The 16,585-nt window shown below is 41.4% G+C and carries 12 protein-coding genes; 5 read left to right on the forward strand and 7 right to left on the reverse strand.

The genetic code is table 11. The features are described 5' to 3' along the window. Positions 1–53 precede the first annotated feature (53 nt). Positions 54–1,574 (reverse strand): acetaldehyde dehydrogenase ExaC, encoded by a 1,521-nt coding sequence (gene exaC / locus RH40_RS10115; protein WP_009601376.1) that lies wholly within the window; start codon positions 1,572–1,574, stop codon positions 54–56. Positions 1,575–1,809: 235 nt separating this feature from the next. Between exaC and RH40_RS10120 the strand changes: the two genes are divergently transcribed. Next, positions 1,810–3,567 (forward strand): sigma-54-dependent Fis family transcriptional regulator, encoded by a 1,758-nt coding sequence (locus tag RH40_RS10120; RefSeq protein WP_009601377.1) that lies wholly within the window; start codon positions 1,810–1,812, stop codon positions 3,565–3,567. 131 nt (positions 3,568–3,698) lie between these two features. Here the strand turns inward: RH40_RS10120 and gnd are convergent, their stop codons facing one another. The 4 genes from gnd to RH40_RS10140 all read right to left on the reverse strand — a co-directional run bounded on the left by gnd (position 3,699) and on the right by RH40_RS10140 (position 10,646). Continuing rightward, entirely contained in the window at positions 3,699–5,147 is a 1,449-nt protein-coding gene (gene gnd, locus RH40_RS10125) for a decarboxylating NADP(+)-dependent phosphogluconate dehydrogenase (protein ID WP_009601379.1), read from the reverse strand. A 36-nt stretch (positions 5,148–5,183) separates the two neighbouring features. Next, positions 5,184–5,900, reverse strand: coding sequence for a 6-phosphogluconolactonase (gene pgl, locus RH40_RS10130; protein ID WP_009601380.1), 717 nt, complete (start codon positions 5,898–5,900; stop codon positions 5,184–5,186). Then, on the reverse strand, positions 5,897–7,399 hold the full coding sequence (zwf, locus tag RH40_RS10135; RefSeq protein ID WP_009601381.1) for a glucose-6-phosphate dehydrogenase: 1,503 nt from the start codon (positions 7,397–7,399) through the stop codon (positions 5,897–5,899). Before zwf ends, pgl begins: the two co-directional genes overlap by 4 nt. 385 nt (positions 7,400–7,784) lie before the next feature. Continuing rightward, positions 7,785–10,646: an HD domain-containing phosphohydrolase gene (locus RH40_RS10140; RefSeq protein ID WP_009601382.1), complete on the reverse strand. Its 2,862-nt coding sequence runs from the start codon at positions 10,644–10,646 to the stop codon at positions 7,785–7,787. Positions 10,647–10,850: 204 nt separating this feature from the next. Here RH40_RS10140 and RH40_RS10145 point away from each other — a divergent pair, with 204 nt between their 5' ends. Both RH40_RS10145 and RH40_RS10150 read left to right on the forward strand, forming a co-directional pair. Then, positions 10,851–11,234, forward strand: coding sequence for a cytochrome b562 (locus RH40_RS10145; RefSeq protein ID WP_009601383.1), 384 nt, complete (start codon positions 10,851–10,853; stop codon positions 11,232–11,234). A gap of 270 nt (positions 11,235–11,504) precedes the next feature. Beyond that, positions 11,505–12,419, forward strand: a complete 915-nt coding sequence (locus RH40_RS10150) for a DMT family transporter (RefSeq protein WP_039954561.1) — start codon at positions 11,505–11,507, stop codon at positions 12,417–12,419. Between the two features lie 119 nt (positions 12,420–12,538). Here the strand turns inward: RH40_RS10150 and RH40_RS10155 are convergent, their stop codons facing one another. Then, positions 12,539–13,477 carry a LysR family transcriptional regulator gene (locus RH40_RS10155; RefSeq protein WP_009601385.1) on the reverse strand — a complete coding sequence of 313 codons (939 nt, stop codon included), beginning with the start codon at positions 13,475–13,477 and terminating at the stop codon, positions 12,539–12,541. Between the two features lie 230 nt (positions 13,478–13,707). Here RH40_RS10155 and RH40_RS10160 point away from each other — a divergent pair, with 230 nt between their 5' ends. Together RH40_RS10160 and tdh are read left to right on the forward strand one after the other, a co-directional pair. Beyond that, a complete protein-coding gene (locus RH40_RS10160) occupies positions 13,708–14,904 on the forward strand; it encodes a glycine C-acetyltransferase (protein ID WP_009601386.1) in 1,197 nt (398 codons plus the stop codon). Between the two features lie 40 nt (positions 14,905–14,944). Beyond that, positions 14,945–15,976, forward strand: coding sequence for an L-threonine 3-dehydrogenase (gene tdh, locus RH40_RS10165; protein ID WP_009601387.1), 1,032 nt, complete (start codon positions 14,945–14,947; stop codon positions 15,974–15,976). An 84-nt stretch (positions 15,977–16,060) separates the two neighbouring features. On the opposite strand, the gene RH40_RS10170 is transcribed toward tdh, so the two are convergent. Next, a complete protein-coding gene (locus RH40_RS10170; RefSeq protein WP_139056874.1) occupies positions 16,061–16,282 on the reverse strand; it encodes a hypothetical protein in 222 nt (73 codons plus the stop codon). Between the last annotated feature and the right edge of the window lie 303 nt (positions 16,283–16,585).

Raw genomic sequence — 16,585 nt, forward strand, 5'->3', positions numbered from 1 at the left:
ACTTTTAGGCTACTTGGGTACGGAGCTTTAGTGATGTACCTTAGCTTTTGTCATTAAAAAAATCCGAGTGGATTGACATCGTAGCTTACTAAAAGGTTTTTAGTGTTCTGGTAATGGTCGAGCATCATCTTGTGTGTTTCGCGTCCAATTCCAGACTTTTTGTATCCGCCAAAAGCGGCATGCGCAGGGTAGGCATGATAGCAGTTGATCCAGACTCTCCCAGCCTCAATCTTTCTACCCATTCTATAGGCAAGATTGGTATCACGAGTCCAAACTCCGGCACCGAGACCAAATTCAGTATCATTAGCGATCGATAAGGCCTCCTCTTCATCTTTGAACTTTGTGATAGCAATAACAGGCCCAAAAATCTCTTCTTGGAATATGCGCATTTTATTGTGGCCTTCTAATAACGTAGGCTGGACATAATAGCCTGATTCTAATTCTCCAGTTTGCGGTGCTAATTCACCCCCAAAAATTAAATTTGCTCCTTCCTCACGACCAATTTCTATATAACTCATAATTTTATCTAATTGCTCTTTAGATGCCTGTGCTCCAACTTGAGTCTCGGTATCTAAAGGGTTTCCTTGCTGAATGTTTTTCGCTCGTTCGACGAGCTTGGTAATGAAACGATCGTAAATCGATTCATGTACAAGAACTCTTGATGGGCAAGTACAAACTTCGCCTTGGTTAAAGAAAGCCAGCAGTGTGCCTTCAATACATTTATTCAAGTAGGCATCCTCGTGATCGAAGATGTCGGCAAAATAAATATTTGGAGACTTCCCGCCAAGTTCGACCGTTGAAGGAATAAGATTTTCTGCGGCACATTTAAGGATATGGTGTCCGACATCTGTTGAACCAGTAAAGGCGAGCTTTGCGATCCTGTTGCTGCTTGCTAGAGCTTGTCCCGCCTCTGAACCATATCCATTGACTACATTTATGACGCCTGGGGGTATGAGATGACCAATTTTTTCTATAAGAGCGAGGATAGAAGTTGGCGTTTGCTCTGCAGGCTTTAGCACAACACAACAACCAGCAGCAAGAGCTGGTGCCAGCTTCCAAGCAGCCATCAGCATAGGAAAGTTCCAAGGAATTATTTGACCAACAACACCTATTGGTTCAGGAAAATGATAGCTGGCAGTGTGCATATCAAGTTCTGCCGCTGTCCCCTCTTGTGCGCGAATACAGCTTGCAAAATAGCGAAAATGATCGACAACGAGAGGTAAGTCTGCCTTGAGGGTTTCTCTTATCGGCTTACCGTTCTCCCAAGTCTCTATTATGGCAAGCTCTTCAATATGTTCTTCCACTGTATCTGCGATTTTCAGCAAAATATTGGCTCTTTCGGTAGCACTAGTCAGAGCCCAACTGTCTTTAGCTTTGTGCGCAACGTCGAGAGCGAGATTAACGTCAGCTTCGGTTGACCGAGCGACGCTACAATAAACTTTCCCATCGACAGGTGAGGTATTGTCAAAATAGTTTCCTAAAATTGGTTCAACCCATTGGCCTCCGATGTAGTTGTTATAGTGAGTTTTAAAGTGTACTGAAGAGCCTTCTTCACCTGGACGTTGATAAATCATAATGTTTCCTTTCATTGTTGTTCTTTGATTGAAAATTGTAGCAATAAAGTGGCAGCGGCCAGCAGAGCAAACGCAAATATCACACCAAATTTGATCAATATGTTCTAATTAATTTAAGGTGATGTTTTTACAAGCAAAATTTATGTTATGTTTCAATATCCCCAAAATAAGAGAAAGCAGACGAGTATAGGTGTTGCAAAATGACACATAGACGCTGTTTAGTATTGGAACAGTTATGACTACTAAGACAAAGCCAGATGAAACATGGTTGGCACCCTCATGGCAGAGAAGTCGAGAAGCTGGACTACGCCAAACTAAAGCTCCTGAAAATATACGGGTATCAAGCGCCTCGATACTGGATAAAAGATACAAATCGAGTAAGTTGATTGATGCGGTTGTAAAAACTGCATTACCCCTATTCACACAAATATTAGCCAAAACAAGCAGCAGATTAATTTTAACTGACGATGAAGGGGTTATTCTTGGTACTTGGGGGCAAGAAAAGTTTCATGAAAAGTTGATGACGATTGCTCTTGATACGGGGTACTGTTGGCAAGAGAAATACGCTGGTACCAATGCTATTGGTACCGCACTACATGAAAAGAGATTGGTGTCTGTTGTCGCTAAACAGCATTACATTCGTCATTATCATTTCATTAGTTGTACCGCATGCCCTCTATACAGCCATGCAGGTGAATTGATTGGTATTCTTGATGTTACAAGTGAACAAAATGAACACGGCTTAACCACACAGCAATTGGTTAAAAATATGGTGCAATTAGTACAGAACTCATTGCTGTGTGAACTGGATGAAGGCGAATTTGTCCTTGATGTCGCGTTGAATTCTGCGATGCTCAAGACTGGTTGGCAAGCAAGATTGATTCTTGATGAGGCGCGCTGCATAAAAGCACACAATAATACGGCTCCAACTTTGTTTAATTGCTCTAATCTAATCGGGCAAAATTATGATCGATTTATTGAGAATCACCAACAATCAAAGGCCTTTTTTTCTAACAGTACTCGTTTAAGAAAAAGCGACAAATATAGGGTCAAGGCGCAGAGTTCTCAAAGTCTTCATTATGGCGATAAGCAATTTTCTAGTGCTTTCGATCAAGCGCAAAAGGTTTTTGGTAATGATGTTAGTCTATTGATTCATGGTGAGACAGGTGTTGGTAAAGGTGAGTTTGTTCGGGAGTTGCATAATGTAAGTGTAAGAAGGACGGGACCTTTAGTTTCGCTAAATTGCGGTGCAATACCCAAAGATCTCCTAGAATCCGAATTATTCGGTTATGCCGCCAACGCTTTTACGGGAGCGAATAAAGCGGGCTATATCGGACGTATAAGACAAGCTAATAAAGGGGTTTTATTTCTTGATGAGATTGCTGAGATGCCCCTTGATGCTCAATGCCGTCTGTTATCTGTTTTGCAAGATAAGGTAGTTACACCAGTAGGAGCTCTTGAAAGTGTCTCAATTGATGTTCAAATCGTCGCTGCTACTCACCAAGACCTGTTTGAGCTGGTGCAAAAAGGACGCTTTCGCTCGGATTTGTACTATCGATTAAATGGGTTGACTGTTTCACTTCCTGCACTGAGAAATAGAGAAGATAAGATAAGGCTAATATCAGAAATTTTTTCCAAATATCGAAGGGGGAGCCAGACAATTACAGAGCCTCTTATGTCATTGATGTTGGCTCACGATTGGCCTGGAAATATTCGAGAGTTAGAGAATTGTTTAAAAGTGGCGAGTTTATTGGTTGATGAGAACAAAGCGATTGGGCTTAACGATTTACCCCTGTCTATGCAAACTCAGTTGGCTAGTTTTAAATGTAATGAGAGTCTGGAAGATCAAGGCTCGCTCGATACTCATATCAATGATGCTCTCATTCATGCTTACCATAGATACGATGGTAACATTAGCCAGATTGCGAAGAGTTTAAAAATAAGTCGCAACACCGTTTATCGAAAGCTAAGAGCACTACACATACCCAAGTGATTTCAAAGCAAGCCAATTGTTAAGCCTTGCCTCGAGGGTTCAAGAAGGAAAATAACCAAGTATCTTCAGATTGCTTGGTTGCAGAAGGGGAGTAAACTCCCCTATTAATCATAAGTAACGGTGAATAATGGTTAGACGTCGTAGGTTGTAGACGCTGTATTACCGCCGGTACCAGTCCAATTGGTATGGAAAAACTCTCCTCGCTGACGATCAATGCGCTCGTAGGTATGGGCGCCAAAATAATCTCGTTGCGCTTGCAGCAAGTTTGCAGGTAAGCGCGCAGTAGTATAGCCATCAAGGAAAGTTAAGGCTGAAGTTGTACAGGGCATCGGAATGCCTGTCTCCATAGATTTTGCTGCAACTTTACGCCAAGAAGCGAGGCAGTTATCCAGAATATTCTTAAAGTACGAATCTGAACCTAGGAAGGCAAGATCAGGGTTAGATTCGTACGCGTCTCTGATGTTTCCTAAGAAGGCAGAACGAATGATACACCCACCGCGCCACATTAGAGCAACATTTCCGTAGTTTAGCTCCCAGCCGTTCTCATTTGATGCTTCACGCATAAGCATAAAGCCTTGTGCATAGGAGATGATCTTCGAAGCAAGCAGAGCCTGGCGTAATGCGTCAACCCATTCACTCTTATCTCCTTCCACGGGAAGAATTGTTTTATTAAAAAGCTGCTGTGCTTCAACACGCTGATCTTTCAAGGCAGACAAACAACGAGAGAATACAGATTCTGAAATTAAGGTTAGGGGAATACCTAGGTCGAGAGCATTGATGCCCGTCCATTTACCGGTTCCCTTCTGACCTGCTGTATCGAGAATTTTTTCAACAAGCGCTTCACCGTCTTCATCTTTGTAGCCTAAAATATCAGCTGTAATTTCAACTAGATAGCTATCTAATTCTGTCTTATTCCAATCAGAAAAAACGGCTTGCATTTCGTCAGCAGACATTCCAAGCCCATCTTTCATAAATTGATAGGCCTCAGTAATTAACTGCATATCTCCGTATTCGATACCATTGTGTACCATCTTCACAAAGTGACCTGCACCGTCGTTACCAACCCAGTCACAACATGGCTCACCAGCATCAGTTTTAGCCGAGATACCTTGGAAAATAGGTTTCACTGCTGGCCACGCTTCTGCAGCACCACCTGGCATAATTGAAGGCCCAAATCTTGCCCCCTCTTCACCACCAGATACGCCAGTTCCTATAAAATGAATGCCTTTTTCTCGCAGACTTGCAACGCGACGATTGGTATCTGGATAATTTGTGTTTCCACCGTCAATAATAATATCGCCTTCATCTAAAAGCGGCGTTAGAGAATCAATGAACTTATCAACAACATCTCCAGCGCGAACCATGAGCATTACTTTTCGGGGAGTTTCAAGTTTTTCAACCAGTTCTTCGAGAGTGTAAGCGCCAATGATATTTGTGCCTTTTGCAGGGCCCTCAAGAAACTCATCGACTTTTGCAGCGGTTCGGTTGTGAGCAACCACTTTAAATCCATGGTCATTCATATTTAGGATAAGGTTTTGGCCCATTACTGCAAGACCAATTACACCGATATCACCTTTCATTATTTATCTCCAATACTCTAAATCTGGGACAGTTGTTTATGCGATTTTTGCTGCTGCATCTGCATCTAAATACCATTCTGTTAAGCCGGATTTGGCTTTAATCTTTGCCGCTGGATAGGGCAAGGTATAGTCTGGTACGCTGTTAATTTCTTTCACTATATCTGCTTTTCCTGAGCCTAACACCAAATAGCTAATACGTTTTGCGGACTCAAGAACTTTTGCCGTTTTTGATACTCTGACCTGACCACTTTCTGGATGACTGGCGAGAACGGATAAGTTGGTATCCTCGTAGTTAGTCTGATTTGGAAACAGAGAGGCAGTATGTCCATCAGCACCGACTCCAAGTAAAATCCAATCAAATATGGGGGTGCCGTTGTCGCTAGGGATAATGTTTAGCATTTCCTCAGAAAAACGTTTTACCTCAATACTTGGTTCATCTTCCCCGCGGATTCGGTGAATATTTTCTAATGGAATGTCTACTTTACTAAAGAGCAATTCATTTGCTTCACCGTAATTACTGTCTTTATTATCTGGTGCAACACAACGTTCATCTCCCCACCAAAAATGAAGATTTTTCCATTGTACTGCTTTGGCGTACTGTTCAGAAGCAAGGAGTTTGAATAGCATTTTAGGAGTACTGCCACCTGATAGAGAAATATGGACAGCTCTACCCATATTGCTAAAGGCTTTCATTTCGTTTGCTAAGCTCGTGACGACTTGGTCAGATGTATGGAAGATCTTATGGTTGATCATAATTCGCAATAGTCCGTGTCTGTTAAGTTTTTACAAGGGAAGCGCCACTCTCTTTGGTCACGTCTAAGTAAATCGTCTGATTCTTTAGGACCCCAAGTCCCACAAGCATACCCGAATAGCGATTGAGGGTCTTGCTTGTAATCAAGAATAGGTTGCACGTATTCCCAACAAGCTTCAACGGCATCACTACGAGCAAATAATGTCGCGTCACCATTTAAAGCGTCTAATAGCAGTCGCTGGTAGGCAGTAAGCAGCTGTGTTTCCTGCAGAGAGGCGTAATGAAAATTCATTTTAACCTCTTTCGCATTGAAACCTGCTCCTGGCTCTTTGAGGCCAAAACTCATTTGGATTCCTTCATCTGGTTGAATTCTCAAAATGAGCTTGTTTTCCGGAGCATTTTGCCCAAAAACAGGGTGGGGTGTTTGTTTAAAGTGTATGACTACTTCGGTAACACGCGTTGGTAAGCGTTTGCCGGTCCTTACATAAAAAGGAACACCATTCCAACGCCAGTTATTGATAAAGGCTTTTAGTCCTACATAGGTCTCGGTTCTCGAATCTGGACTGACACCTGTTTCGTCTCGGTAGCTAGGTAGAAAATCACCTCTAACATCCGATTCAGTGTATTGGCCTAGTACTAAGTTTGTCTTTAAGTCATTATTGTCTAATGGCTTTAGGCACTGGAGTACTTTTACGACTTCATCGCGCATTGCGTCTGCATTAATTTTAGCTGGTGGTTCCATTGCAATCATTGCGAGTACTTGGAGCAAATGATTTTGGAACATGTCACGTACTGCACCTGAGCCATCGTAGTAGCCACCACGCCCCTCAACACCAAGAAATTCAGCTCCAGTAATTTCGACATACTCGATAAAGTTTCTGTTCCATAGGGGTTCGAACATTGCGTTTGAGAAACGTAAAACGAGTAAATTTTGTACGGTTTCTTTACCTAGGTAATGATCGATACGGTAGATTTGGTGTTCATGAAAGTGTTTATGTATGTCTTTGTCCAGTTGTAGTGCTGAATTTAGATCATAACCAAATGGTTTCTCAATAATCAAACGTTTCCAACCATCGCTCTCATCATTTAATCCGTGCGCTGCGAGGCTCGCTGGAATAACGCTATAGAGACTAGGAGGGGTTGCTAGGTAGAACAGAGCGTTATTCTTTTCGAATTTATAAAGCTCATTAAGCTGGTTTAAGCGTGTAACTAACTTTTGATAGTCTTTAGTGTCTGAGGTATTGATTGCTTGATAATGTAAGTGTTCGATAAAACGATTGAGAACGGTTTCGTCTGCTTTCTCTGAAGATGATAAGGCGGATTTTAGTTTGTCTCTGTATGATTCGTCGCTGTACTCCGTCCTACTGACACCTAATATGGCAAAGTTTTTCGGTAGCTGATTGTTCGAATAAAGATGATAGAGTGCTGGAATCAATTTTCGATAGGTTAGATCACCTGAAGCACCAAAGATAACGATACTACTATTTTCTGGTATTACCATCATTCTTCCTTTAGAAACGAGGTAGTTAGCATGTGCCTACATGAAGATTTACGTTGTTGGTCAACGGTATCAACGGCACCTTAAATTATACAATCGGTTTTACCTATTATGCAGATAGATAACAACTAACAAGTGAGTCATTTATCCATTCAATAAAGTGCAACGCATAATTTTTGGCAGGTCATTGTCCATGACTCTTTATCAGAACTCAACCTTTGTGAGCGCAATCGATTAAATATTGACTAGTAAGGTGGCTCAGAAAAGATAAAATTGAGGACAGAGAGCAGGCTTTGTTAGGCCTTACCAACCTTAAATCTAGCGGTAGGGTAAGGTAACTTCGAGAAGTATACGAACAGTGGATTTATTTTTCGCCAAAGGAAGACAGTTAAGCGAGTGTTTTGATGTAATTTCTTAACCTGACGATATTTTCTTGCTTTAGTGATGGATCGGAGCTCTTTTGACTTAAAAATTCATGCGCATAAATTTCATCTAAGTTTTGTTCCAAAAATAATAAAAAGAGTTTTGGATCAAGATGACCACCTATGGCCATATCCGTCATTATTCTAGTGGTTTCTTCAAGCGAATGTGCTTTTTTATATGGCCGTTCACGTGACGTGAGGGCCTCAAATATGTCAGCAACTGCCATAACCCGGGCTTGTACGCTTAATTCACTTGATTTGATCCCTCTAGGGTAACCACCGCCATCGATCCTTTCGTGATGTCCTCCCACAATCTCTGGGACACCTTTTAAGTGCGCAGGAAAAGGTAAACAATCAATCATTTCAATCGTCTGGATTATGTGGTCATTGATTATGAAACGTTCTTCATCGTTTAACGTTCCTCTTGAAATGGACAGGTTGTACAGTTCGCCACGATTATTTTTTAGTTCCCCAGGTTGTAAGACAAACTCACTTTTCCAGTCATCATTATGTTTATCTTCCGGACCCCATAAAATTTTGTGCTCTTGCTTGTCACTTAATAAATTTTCTTGAACAGGGAGCTTGGCTGTAGCGCCTCTTCTTGACTGTTCCGTTAAAGAAATACCAAGGTCATCGTTTAACGTACGGGTCCATTGACGTTTTGCAATGGTTTGGAGTTTGGAGAGTGCCTCATCGTCCATACGTTGTTGGCCTGTGTTGCACTGAGCGATGAAGTTAAACTCGTTGTCCAAAACTCGATGTTTCTCCATGAGCTCTTGTTTAAGTTGTATTTCATTACCGCCGTTGCACAGTTCACGCCAATAGTCGATTTCTGCGTCTAATTTAAGTACTTCAAAACGCATGCGTATTTCATGGATTCGGTCGTAAACGGTCTCCAGTTTAGTTCCTTTGTCTATAACGTGATCGGGTGTGGTGACTTTGCCGCAGTCGTGTAGCCATGAGGCTAGGTGTAGCTCTTCCCACTGAGACTTAGACATTGAAAAGAAGGGAAAATAGTCTTGGTCTTCTGCCGCAGCTTGAACCAACATTTCCGTAAGTTTAGGCACTCTTTGACAGTGGTTAGCAGTATGTGGAGATTTTTTATCGATAGCTGCTGCTATTAGTTCAACAAAGACACTGAGCATCTCTTTTTGCTGATCTATCCTGTCTATATTCTCTTTTGCAAGTTCTGCGAAGCTGAGGAGCTCTCGAAGAAAGTCATGCTTTTCAAATTGTTCTGGTGTGATTGATCTTTCATAACCCAGTACAAGCATTCCCACCAGTTCTTTATTACGGTTTTGCAGCGGGAAAAAGTAGAGGTCCGAATTATATAGCGAATCTCTATATCGGGCGAGAGCGTTTTCTTCTCTATTCAGGTGTACGGTTTCGCCTTTGTTGAGTGCGGTGTCTATCCAAGCCGTTGTGGAAAGAAGCTCATCAAGGTCGAGCTTGAAGGGAATAATTGCATGACTTGCTTCTACTTGATAGTGAGAGCTATGTTCATCTTTTACATAGAGCACAATTGTTTCTGCTTTGGTGATTATGAAGCTTTGTTTTGTAATCGTTTTTGCAAGGAGCGAAAAGTCATCATTTTTAGCTGTCTCACGAAGGAGGTTGAATAAGTCGTAAAGTGTGTGTTCCATCAATTCAATAGCATCGGTAAGGTTCGCAACTTCTCTTATTGCGCTTTTTTCATAGCGTGTCTTTCTAAAGTCGAAGCGGGAGATGTTGCCAGTCTGCTTGACCAGTTCTTTGAGTGGCAATGTTAAGCGGCCTGCGAGCAGCCAAACGGCTGTGGTACACAATATCATGAGAATAATAGCAATGCTGATTTGTTGGTCTCGAATTGAGATTAGTTCAGTCAATAGTTCGCTTTGGGGAGTTGCTTCCGCAAGCAGTAAGCGCGTTCCCTTGTTTAGAGAGACTGGTGTCAGGGTGACAGACCAGTCTTCCCCGTTTTTGGTTACCGTTTCATAGATCATCTGGCTGGAACTTCGATTCATGATTGCACTAAAAACGCCATTAGCCAGTGTTTGATCAATGGTCTGGTCAACCTCGATATTATGATGCGCTAATACTTTAAATTGGTTATCAAACAGTACAATTCGAGTGCTAGGTGAATGCCCCATTCCCGCAATTTGATTAGATAAAGATTCTAAGGTGAAGTCTGCGCCTACGACGCTATTTTTATTGAATGCGAGTTTAGAAAGTGTCACACCAGGTTTTTTTAGAAAGAAAAATTCGTAGGGTTGGGTAATTCTTGTTGCTCCATCGTCTTCGGCATTTTTATACCAAGGTCTTATTCGCGGGTCGAATTTGTTGTCATTGAACTTATTGCGGCCAACTTCTCTGTATGCACCATCATAAAAGTAGAAGGCGTTCAATCCAGATGCCCTCGTGCTGTTGACCATCAGAGCAGCCTTCTCTGGTGCATTAAAGCGCTCTCTGTCGGCATTCGTTGCTAAGGAACGGACTAAAGTAAAGTCACCATCGTCATTACCGTAGAATAATGCAACAAGGTTTTTATTTTTTTGAAAGGTGAGCTTGAGTGCAGCCCAAAAGTCGACATTTTTTCCTGGATTGTCGTGGCTATCGATGCTCGATGACGTCGACATAAAATCGAGTGCTGTGAGAATTGGACCTATTTTTCTCTGAAAAGCCGACTCAAGAACAAGTGCATCATCACGACTCAACCTTTTTGCTGTTTCTGTCAAAAGATGATGAGAATTGAAGTAGTTTATTCCGATGAGCGTAACACTCACAAAAGTAACCAACGCCATAAACAGAGTTGTGATGTGGATATTTAGGGAATAGCGTTGTTTTCTCATATTTCGACCATCAGAAGAACACCTACTAAGTATTGAACAATCTCAGAATCATGCAAAATATCTATTGAATTATCGATAAGCAAGTGCACTTTCTAGTAGCAGGCGATACATATAGCTCTATAGAGGATGCAAAGAAATTTGCACTTTATTTATGGTAGACTGCGAATTGTGCTCAGTTTAGAGTCTTAGAATAGGGAGGTTCGGATGAAAAAACTGCTGCTTATCGTGATACTTTGTATTTCTCCTGTTGTTAAAGGAGCAAGTTTTGATTTAAAGGCGACAATGCAAGAAATGAAACTTGAGTTCAAAAAAGCAGTGGAAGCAAACGAAATCGAATCATCTATCGTGGCCGTTGAGAAACTTTCAGAGCTTATTACACGAGCTCAGGAGCAAACTTTTTCGCCTGAAAACCACGAAACCTATCAAGAAGGCTTTCAAAAAGTTTCCGAAGCGCTAATTCTGGTCAAATCTGAGTTAGAAAATGGGGACTTATCCGCCGCCAAAGAATCTCTCAAGAAAATCGATGAGTTACGCATTGAATATCATGACAAACGCAGTCCTAGTTTATGGAAATTGATATTTGGATAGTGTTGAGGGCCTATGCAAACGTGGATGGTAAAACTGAACTTAGGATAAAAAATAACCTATTCACGGTGGCTATTAATTGTTCATTTTTCTTTGCATAGAGAATGGAGAGATTATTTTTCTATATTATCGATATCAATAGAGTTTTTTTCTCTTTGCATCTGAAATTAGCCAGATAAAGGCAAAATGTTTCTCTGTATTAAACGGTATTCTGTACATCATCAAAATTGCATTGCCAATCGTTTAATCTACTTACAGCCAAGAGAACTTTTAATGAACTCAAAGTCCCTTAGTCTACTTCTTTTTGTTTCTGTCTGTCTTATATGGGGAACAACTTGGTTCGCCATGGAGGTTGCGCTTCATTCTATTCCACCCATTTTTGCAACGGCATTACGTTTTTTCCTTGCTGCGCCACTATTAATTATTCTTGCTAAGTCATTTGGCCAACCATTGATGTTTCCCAAAGGGCGTCGTAAGTGGATTATTATTGTAGCCATCATGTATTTTGCCATTCCGTTCACTTTAATGATTTATGGTGAGCAATATATTTCATCGGGCCTAGCTTCAATTATTTTCGCCAATATGCCTGTTGCGGTCATGGCAGTATCGAGCCTCTTCCTTGGGTTACGCTTATCGAAGCACCAACTTTTTGGTTTAGTCGTCGCAGTGGTGAGTTTATGTTTGATACTATCAAATGAAATGAATGTAGGAGGTTCGGATTATCTCATCGGTACGGCTTCATTAGCACTTGCAGTTGCTTTTCATGCACTTATGTATGTATTGGTTCGCAAGTATTGCGGTGATATCCAAGTATTAACGTATAATGCATTGCCTTGTTTGGTTGCATCATTGCTTCTTTTCATTGTTTCAATGTTGGGTGAGAAAGTGACAATTCAAGCGTTCACTTATGACTCTGTAGCCGCAGTTGTTTACCTTGGATTGGTCGCGAGTGTCGGTGGGATCGTGGCGTATTTTAAATTAGGTCAAGTATCGACTCCTTTCCAAGCCTCTATTTGTTTCCTCATATTCCCAATCGTTGCATTAGTTATTTCGGCTATTTTAAGTGGGGATATGTTATCAGAGCAATCATTCATTCTCATGGCACCACTTCTAATGGGAATTCTATTGACGAAAGCACCTGCTAAGTTATTTAAATTCAAATCCAATAGTTTAACAGTGAAAAGTTAGATAACTCGCTTTTCAAATCGTTGCCTTGCCAGTAGAGCAAGCTATTCTTGCTGAACCTAGTATCTTAAGGTTACTTGGGTAGTTTTAGGGCTTGTTATAACAAGCCCTTTTGGTTCAGGTTAACTTTGGGAATTGAACTTATTAAACACATTTCCTAGTTCTTCGCTAATAAAATCGATAAATACTCTCAAGCGGGCAGGCATATACTTGGTTTGCGGATACTGCATAGCTATGGATCCGTGATAGTTGCTTTTTATGGTCCAATCGGAGAGGACAGGAATGACCAAGTTTTGTTCAACAGCCTCTGCGATGACAAAGTCGTGAAAGATACCTATACCTAGGCCATCTTTCACTCCTTGGAGTCTCATTTGAGAATGGTTAACGGCATATTTTCCACTAACCGATACAGTGTGGTATTGATCTTCAGCAAAAAAGCTCCAAATGTTGTCATGTTCAGTTTCAGCTAGATAAAGGCAATCGTGATCAATAAGCTCGGTTGGATGGCTAGGAATTGACCGTTGTGAGAGGTATTCTGGGCTTGCACATAGTACAAGATCTGTCCTTCCAATCTCCTTAAGTACAAGGTTTTCATCTGGCTTGTCAGTTAATTTAAATGCGACATCAATCCCTTCTTTGAATAGATCAATTTCTCCATCAGCGACTCTAAGCTTGAGTTGAATTTGAGGATATTTCTTTAAAAAGGGTACAACAAAAGGTTGTAACACTGAATTTAAGAAGGCTTCCGGAGCTGCAATAGTAAGAGAGCCTGTGGCACTTGTGTGTGCGGTTGTTGATGCTTCCCAAGCTTGATTGGCTGCACTGACCATAATAATCGCTTGGTCGTACACGTGCTTTCCTGTCGGAGTAATGACAAGCTTGCGAGTGGTACGGTCAAAAAGCTTAGTAACAAGTGCTTTTTCTAGCCGAGTAACCAGTTTGCTTAATGCTGAGGGAGTCACATTGAGTTTTTTTGCAGCAGCAGTGAAACTGCCCTCGTCAGTGATCAGTATAAAGGTTGCAAGATCGGGTAGAAGTGCGATGAGTTTTGAATTGACCATGTAATGAGCCTGAAGCCAAATGTAACCCCAAAATTATCATTCTCATGCTTCATATTCCATATTAATTATTCGAATCTCGTCACAAAAAAGTGTCATTTGTGCCTATGGTTCAATAATGTTTTTCCTAAACGCCGACTAATGAAATGGAAAAGCTTGAATTAGACTATTGGGCAGATTTGGTGGCACCCTGATGTGCTGATAATAATAACGACTCAAAAAAGGAAGCGGATATGTCTTCTGCATTTTACCAACAAATAGAAACGCAAATTGAAGAAGTGAAAGCTGAAGGACTTTATAAGTCTGAGCGTGTCATCACGTCGCAGCAACAGGCTGCCGTCAAAATATCTACAGGTGAAGAAGTTCTTAACTTCTGTGCTAATAACTACCTAGGTCTTGCTAATCATCCTGAACTCATTGAAGCGGGTAAAGCGGGCATGGATGTTCATGGATTTGGTATGGCCTCCGTGCGCTTTATCTGTGGTACGCAAGACATTCATAAGCATCTTGAAGAAAAGCTCTCTAAGTTTCTCGGTAAAGAAGATACGATTCTTTACACCTCATGTTTTGATGCCAATGCGGGTCTCTTTGAAACTATTTTAGGTAAGGAAGATGCGATCATCTCTGATGCTTTGAATCATGCATCTATTATTGATGGCGTTCGCTTGTGTAAAGCAATGCGCTTCCGTTATTCCAACAATAATATGCAAGAACTCGAAGAACAGCTTATTGCAGCAAAAGAGGCAGGTGCTCGTCATATATTAATTGTGACAGATGGTGTGTTTTCGATGGACGGGGTTGTTGCTAACTTACCCGCAATTTGTGACTTGGCTGATAAGTATGGTGCGTTGACTATGGTTGATGATTCACACGCAGTTGGGTTTATGGGTAAAACAGGCGCTGGTACACATGAATATCATGGTGTCGTTGACCGTATCGATATTATCACTGGTACGCTCGGCAAAGCGATGGGAGGAGCTTCAGGTGGCTACACATCAGGCAAAAAAGAAGTCATTGATTGGTTACGTCAACGCTCTCGCCCATACCTTTTCTCTAACTCTGTTGCTCCAGCAATTGTTAATGCATCGATTAGAGTACTCGACCTGCTAGAAGAAAGTGGTGATCTTCGCGATCAACTTTGGGCCAATGCGGCACATTTCCGAACCAGAATGGAAGAGGTCGGCTTCACTATGGGCGGTGCTGACCATGCGATTATTCCTATTATGCTTGGTGATGCGAAAGTTGCTGCTGAGTTTGCTGAACGTGCGCTGCAAAAGGGAATTTACGTTATTGGATTCTCATTCCCTGTGGTTCCTAAAGGGCAAGCGCGGATCCGTACACAAATGTCCGCTGCGCACTCACGTGAACAACTTGACCGTGCTATTGATGCCTTCATTGAAGTTGGCAAAGAAATGAAACTTATCAACTAGTTTTTGATTTGTCCAATAAGGACAGGGAGCCTATAAAGTTATGAAAATTAAAGCGCTTGCCAAACTCAAAGCAGAGGAAGGTATTTGGATGACTCAGGTTGAAAAGCCTGAGATTGGTCATAATGATTTGTTAATCAAAATCAAAAAGACTGCTATATGTGGAACTGATGTCCATATCTACAACTGGGATGAGTGGTCACAAAAAACCATACCAGTTCCTATGGTTGTTGGACATGAATATGTTGGTGAGGTTGTTGAAATCGGTCAAGAGGTCAAAGGGTTTGAGCTCGGAGACCGAGTTTCAGGAGAAGGCCATATTACCTGCGGCCACTGTCGAAATTGTCGCGGTGGACGCACACATTTGTGTAGAAACACGACCGGTGTCGGTGTTAACCGTGAAGGCGCATTTGCTGAGTATTTAGTGATCCCCGCGTTCAATGCTTTTAAGATACCGGATGAAGTGTCTGACGACCTTGCTTCCATATTCGACCCATTTGGTAACGCTGTTCATACCGCCCTGTCATTTGACTTAGTTGGTGAGGACGTATTAATTACAGGCGCTGGCCCAATTGGCATCATGGCAGCCGCGGTTGCCAAGCATGTTGGTGCACGTCATGTTGTGATTACTGATGTCAATGAATATCGCCTAGACTTAGCACGGAAAATGGGCGTTAGTCGCGCGGTGAATGTTGCCAAAGAGAATTTAGAAGATGTGATGTCTGATTTGGGAATGACAGAAGGTTTCGATGTTGGTCTAGAGATGTCAGGTAATCCAGCAGCGTTCAACTCTATGTTGACAACCATGAACCATGGTGGACGTATTGCCTTGCTAGGTATACCTCCATCTGATATGGCTGTTGATTGGAACCACGTTATTTTTAAAGGATTAGTGATTAAAGGTATTTATGGCCGAGAGATGTTTGAAACTTGGTACAAGATGGCTTCTTTAATTCAATCTGGCTTAGATCTGACACCACTTATCACTCATCACTACAAGATCGATGACTTCCAAGAAGGCTTTGATGTTATGCGTAGCGGGTTTTCTGGCAAGGTTATCCTAGATTGGGAATAGGCAACATTAGACTCTAAATAGCGACAGGTGACACTGTCGCTTTTTGACTTCTAAAGCCGACTTTTTTAGTCGATACGAGTAATGTTAATTCCTTGCTTTGGGCATACAATATGTAACTAAAGCCGAGGTCAATTCCTCAACAGTTATATGTTCCTTTCCGAGTTTACCTAATCCTAATTGTGAAACTCTTTCCCACGCATTGTTATATTCTCTTCTTATAAGTTCAACAGTGTTTGGATGGGGTTCCAGCATTTGAAGGTTTTTCTCCATACATGAGCTCATCTGTAAAATTGCTGCTCTATCCATCAATAGCTTATCTTGCTCAGTTAAAGCAAGCCATTCTCGCTGAACCTAGTATCTTGAGGTTACTTGGGTATATATAAACTCTTGATATATCTTTTCAACTTCGAGTCGATAGTAATTTTAGCTAGTGAAGTGACATAATCAGATCTTTCAGTTCAATGTAGAATATGTGATTTATGAAATAACAGTTTGTAATTGTTGTTTTTAAAAATGCCCCCGTGTGTGATTAGAGTTGCTGAAATAGGTTTAACCATTATTTTATGTAATGTTTTTGTGTAATTTTTTTATATTATTTTTAAACTTTAA

Origin of the sequence: Vibrio caribbeanicus ATCC BAA-2122 (assembly GCF_000165125.1) — a bacterium.
Classification (GTDB): domain Bacteria; phylum Pseudomonadota; class Gammaproteobacteria; order Enterobacterales; family Vibrionaceae; genus Vibrio; species Vibrio caribbeanicus.

Bases quoted from the DNA above. Each gene is read 5' to 3' on its own strand.
- exaC (WP_009601376.1), bottom strand. From the start codon at position 1,574: ATGATTTATCAACGTCCAGGTGAAGAAGGCTCTTCAGTACACTTTAAA.
- RH40_RS10120 (WP_009601377.1), top strand. From the start codon at position 1,810: ATGACTACTAAGACAAAGCCAGATGAAACATGGTTGGCACCCTCATGG.
- gnd (WP_009601379.1), bottom strand. From the start codon at position 5,147: ATGAAAGGTGATATCGGTGTAATTGGTCTTGCAGTAATGGGCCAAAAC.
- pgl (WP_009601380.1), bottom strand. From the start codon at position 5,900: ATGATCAACCATAAGATCTTCCATACATCTGACCAAGTCGTCACGAGC.
- zwf (WP_009601381.1), bottom strand. From the start codon at position 7,399: ATGGTAATACCAGAAAATAGTAGTATCGTTATCTTTGGTGCTTCAGGT.
- RH40_RS10140 (WP_009601382.1), bottom strand. From the start codon at position 10,646: ATGAGAAAACAACGCTATTCCCTAAATATCCACATCACAACTCTGTTT.
- RH40_RS10145 (WP_009601383.1), top strand. From the start codon at position 10,851: ATGAAAAAACTGCTGCTTATCGTGATACTTTGTATTTCTCCTGTTGTT.
- RH40_RS10150 (WP_039954561.1), top strand. From the start codon at position 11,505: ATGAACTCAAAGTCCCTTAGTCTACTTCTTTTTGTTTCTGTCTGTCTT.
- RH40_RS10155 (WP_009601385.1), bottom strand. From the start codon at position 13,477: ATGGTCAATTCAAAACTCATCGCACTTCTACCCGATCTTGCAACCTTT.
- RH40_RS10160 (WP_009601386.1), top strand. From the start codon at position 13,708: ATGTCTTCTGCATTTTACCAACAAATAGAAACGCAAATTGAAGAAGTG.
- tdh (WP_009601387.1), top strand. From the start codon at position 14,945: ATGAAAATTAAAGCGCTTGCCAAACTCAAAGCAGAGGAAGGTATTTGG.
- RH40_RS10170 (WP_139056874.1), bottom strand. From the start codon at position 16,282: ATGGATAGAGCAGCAATTTTACAGATGAGCTCATGTATGGAGAAAAAC.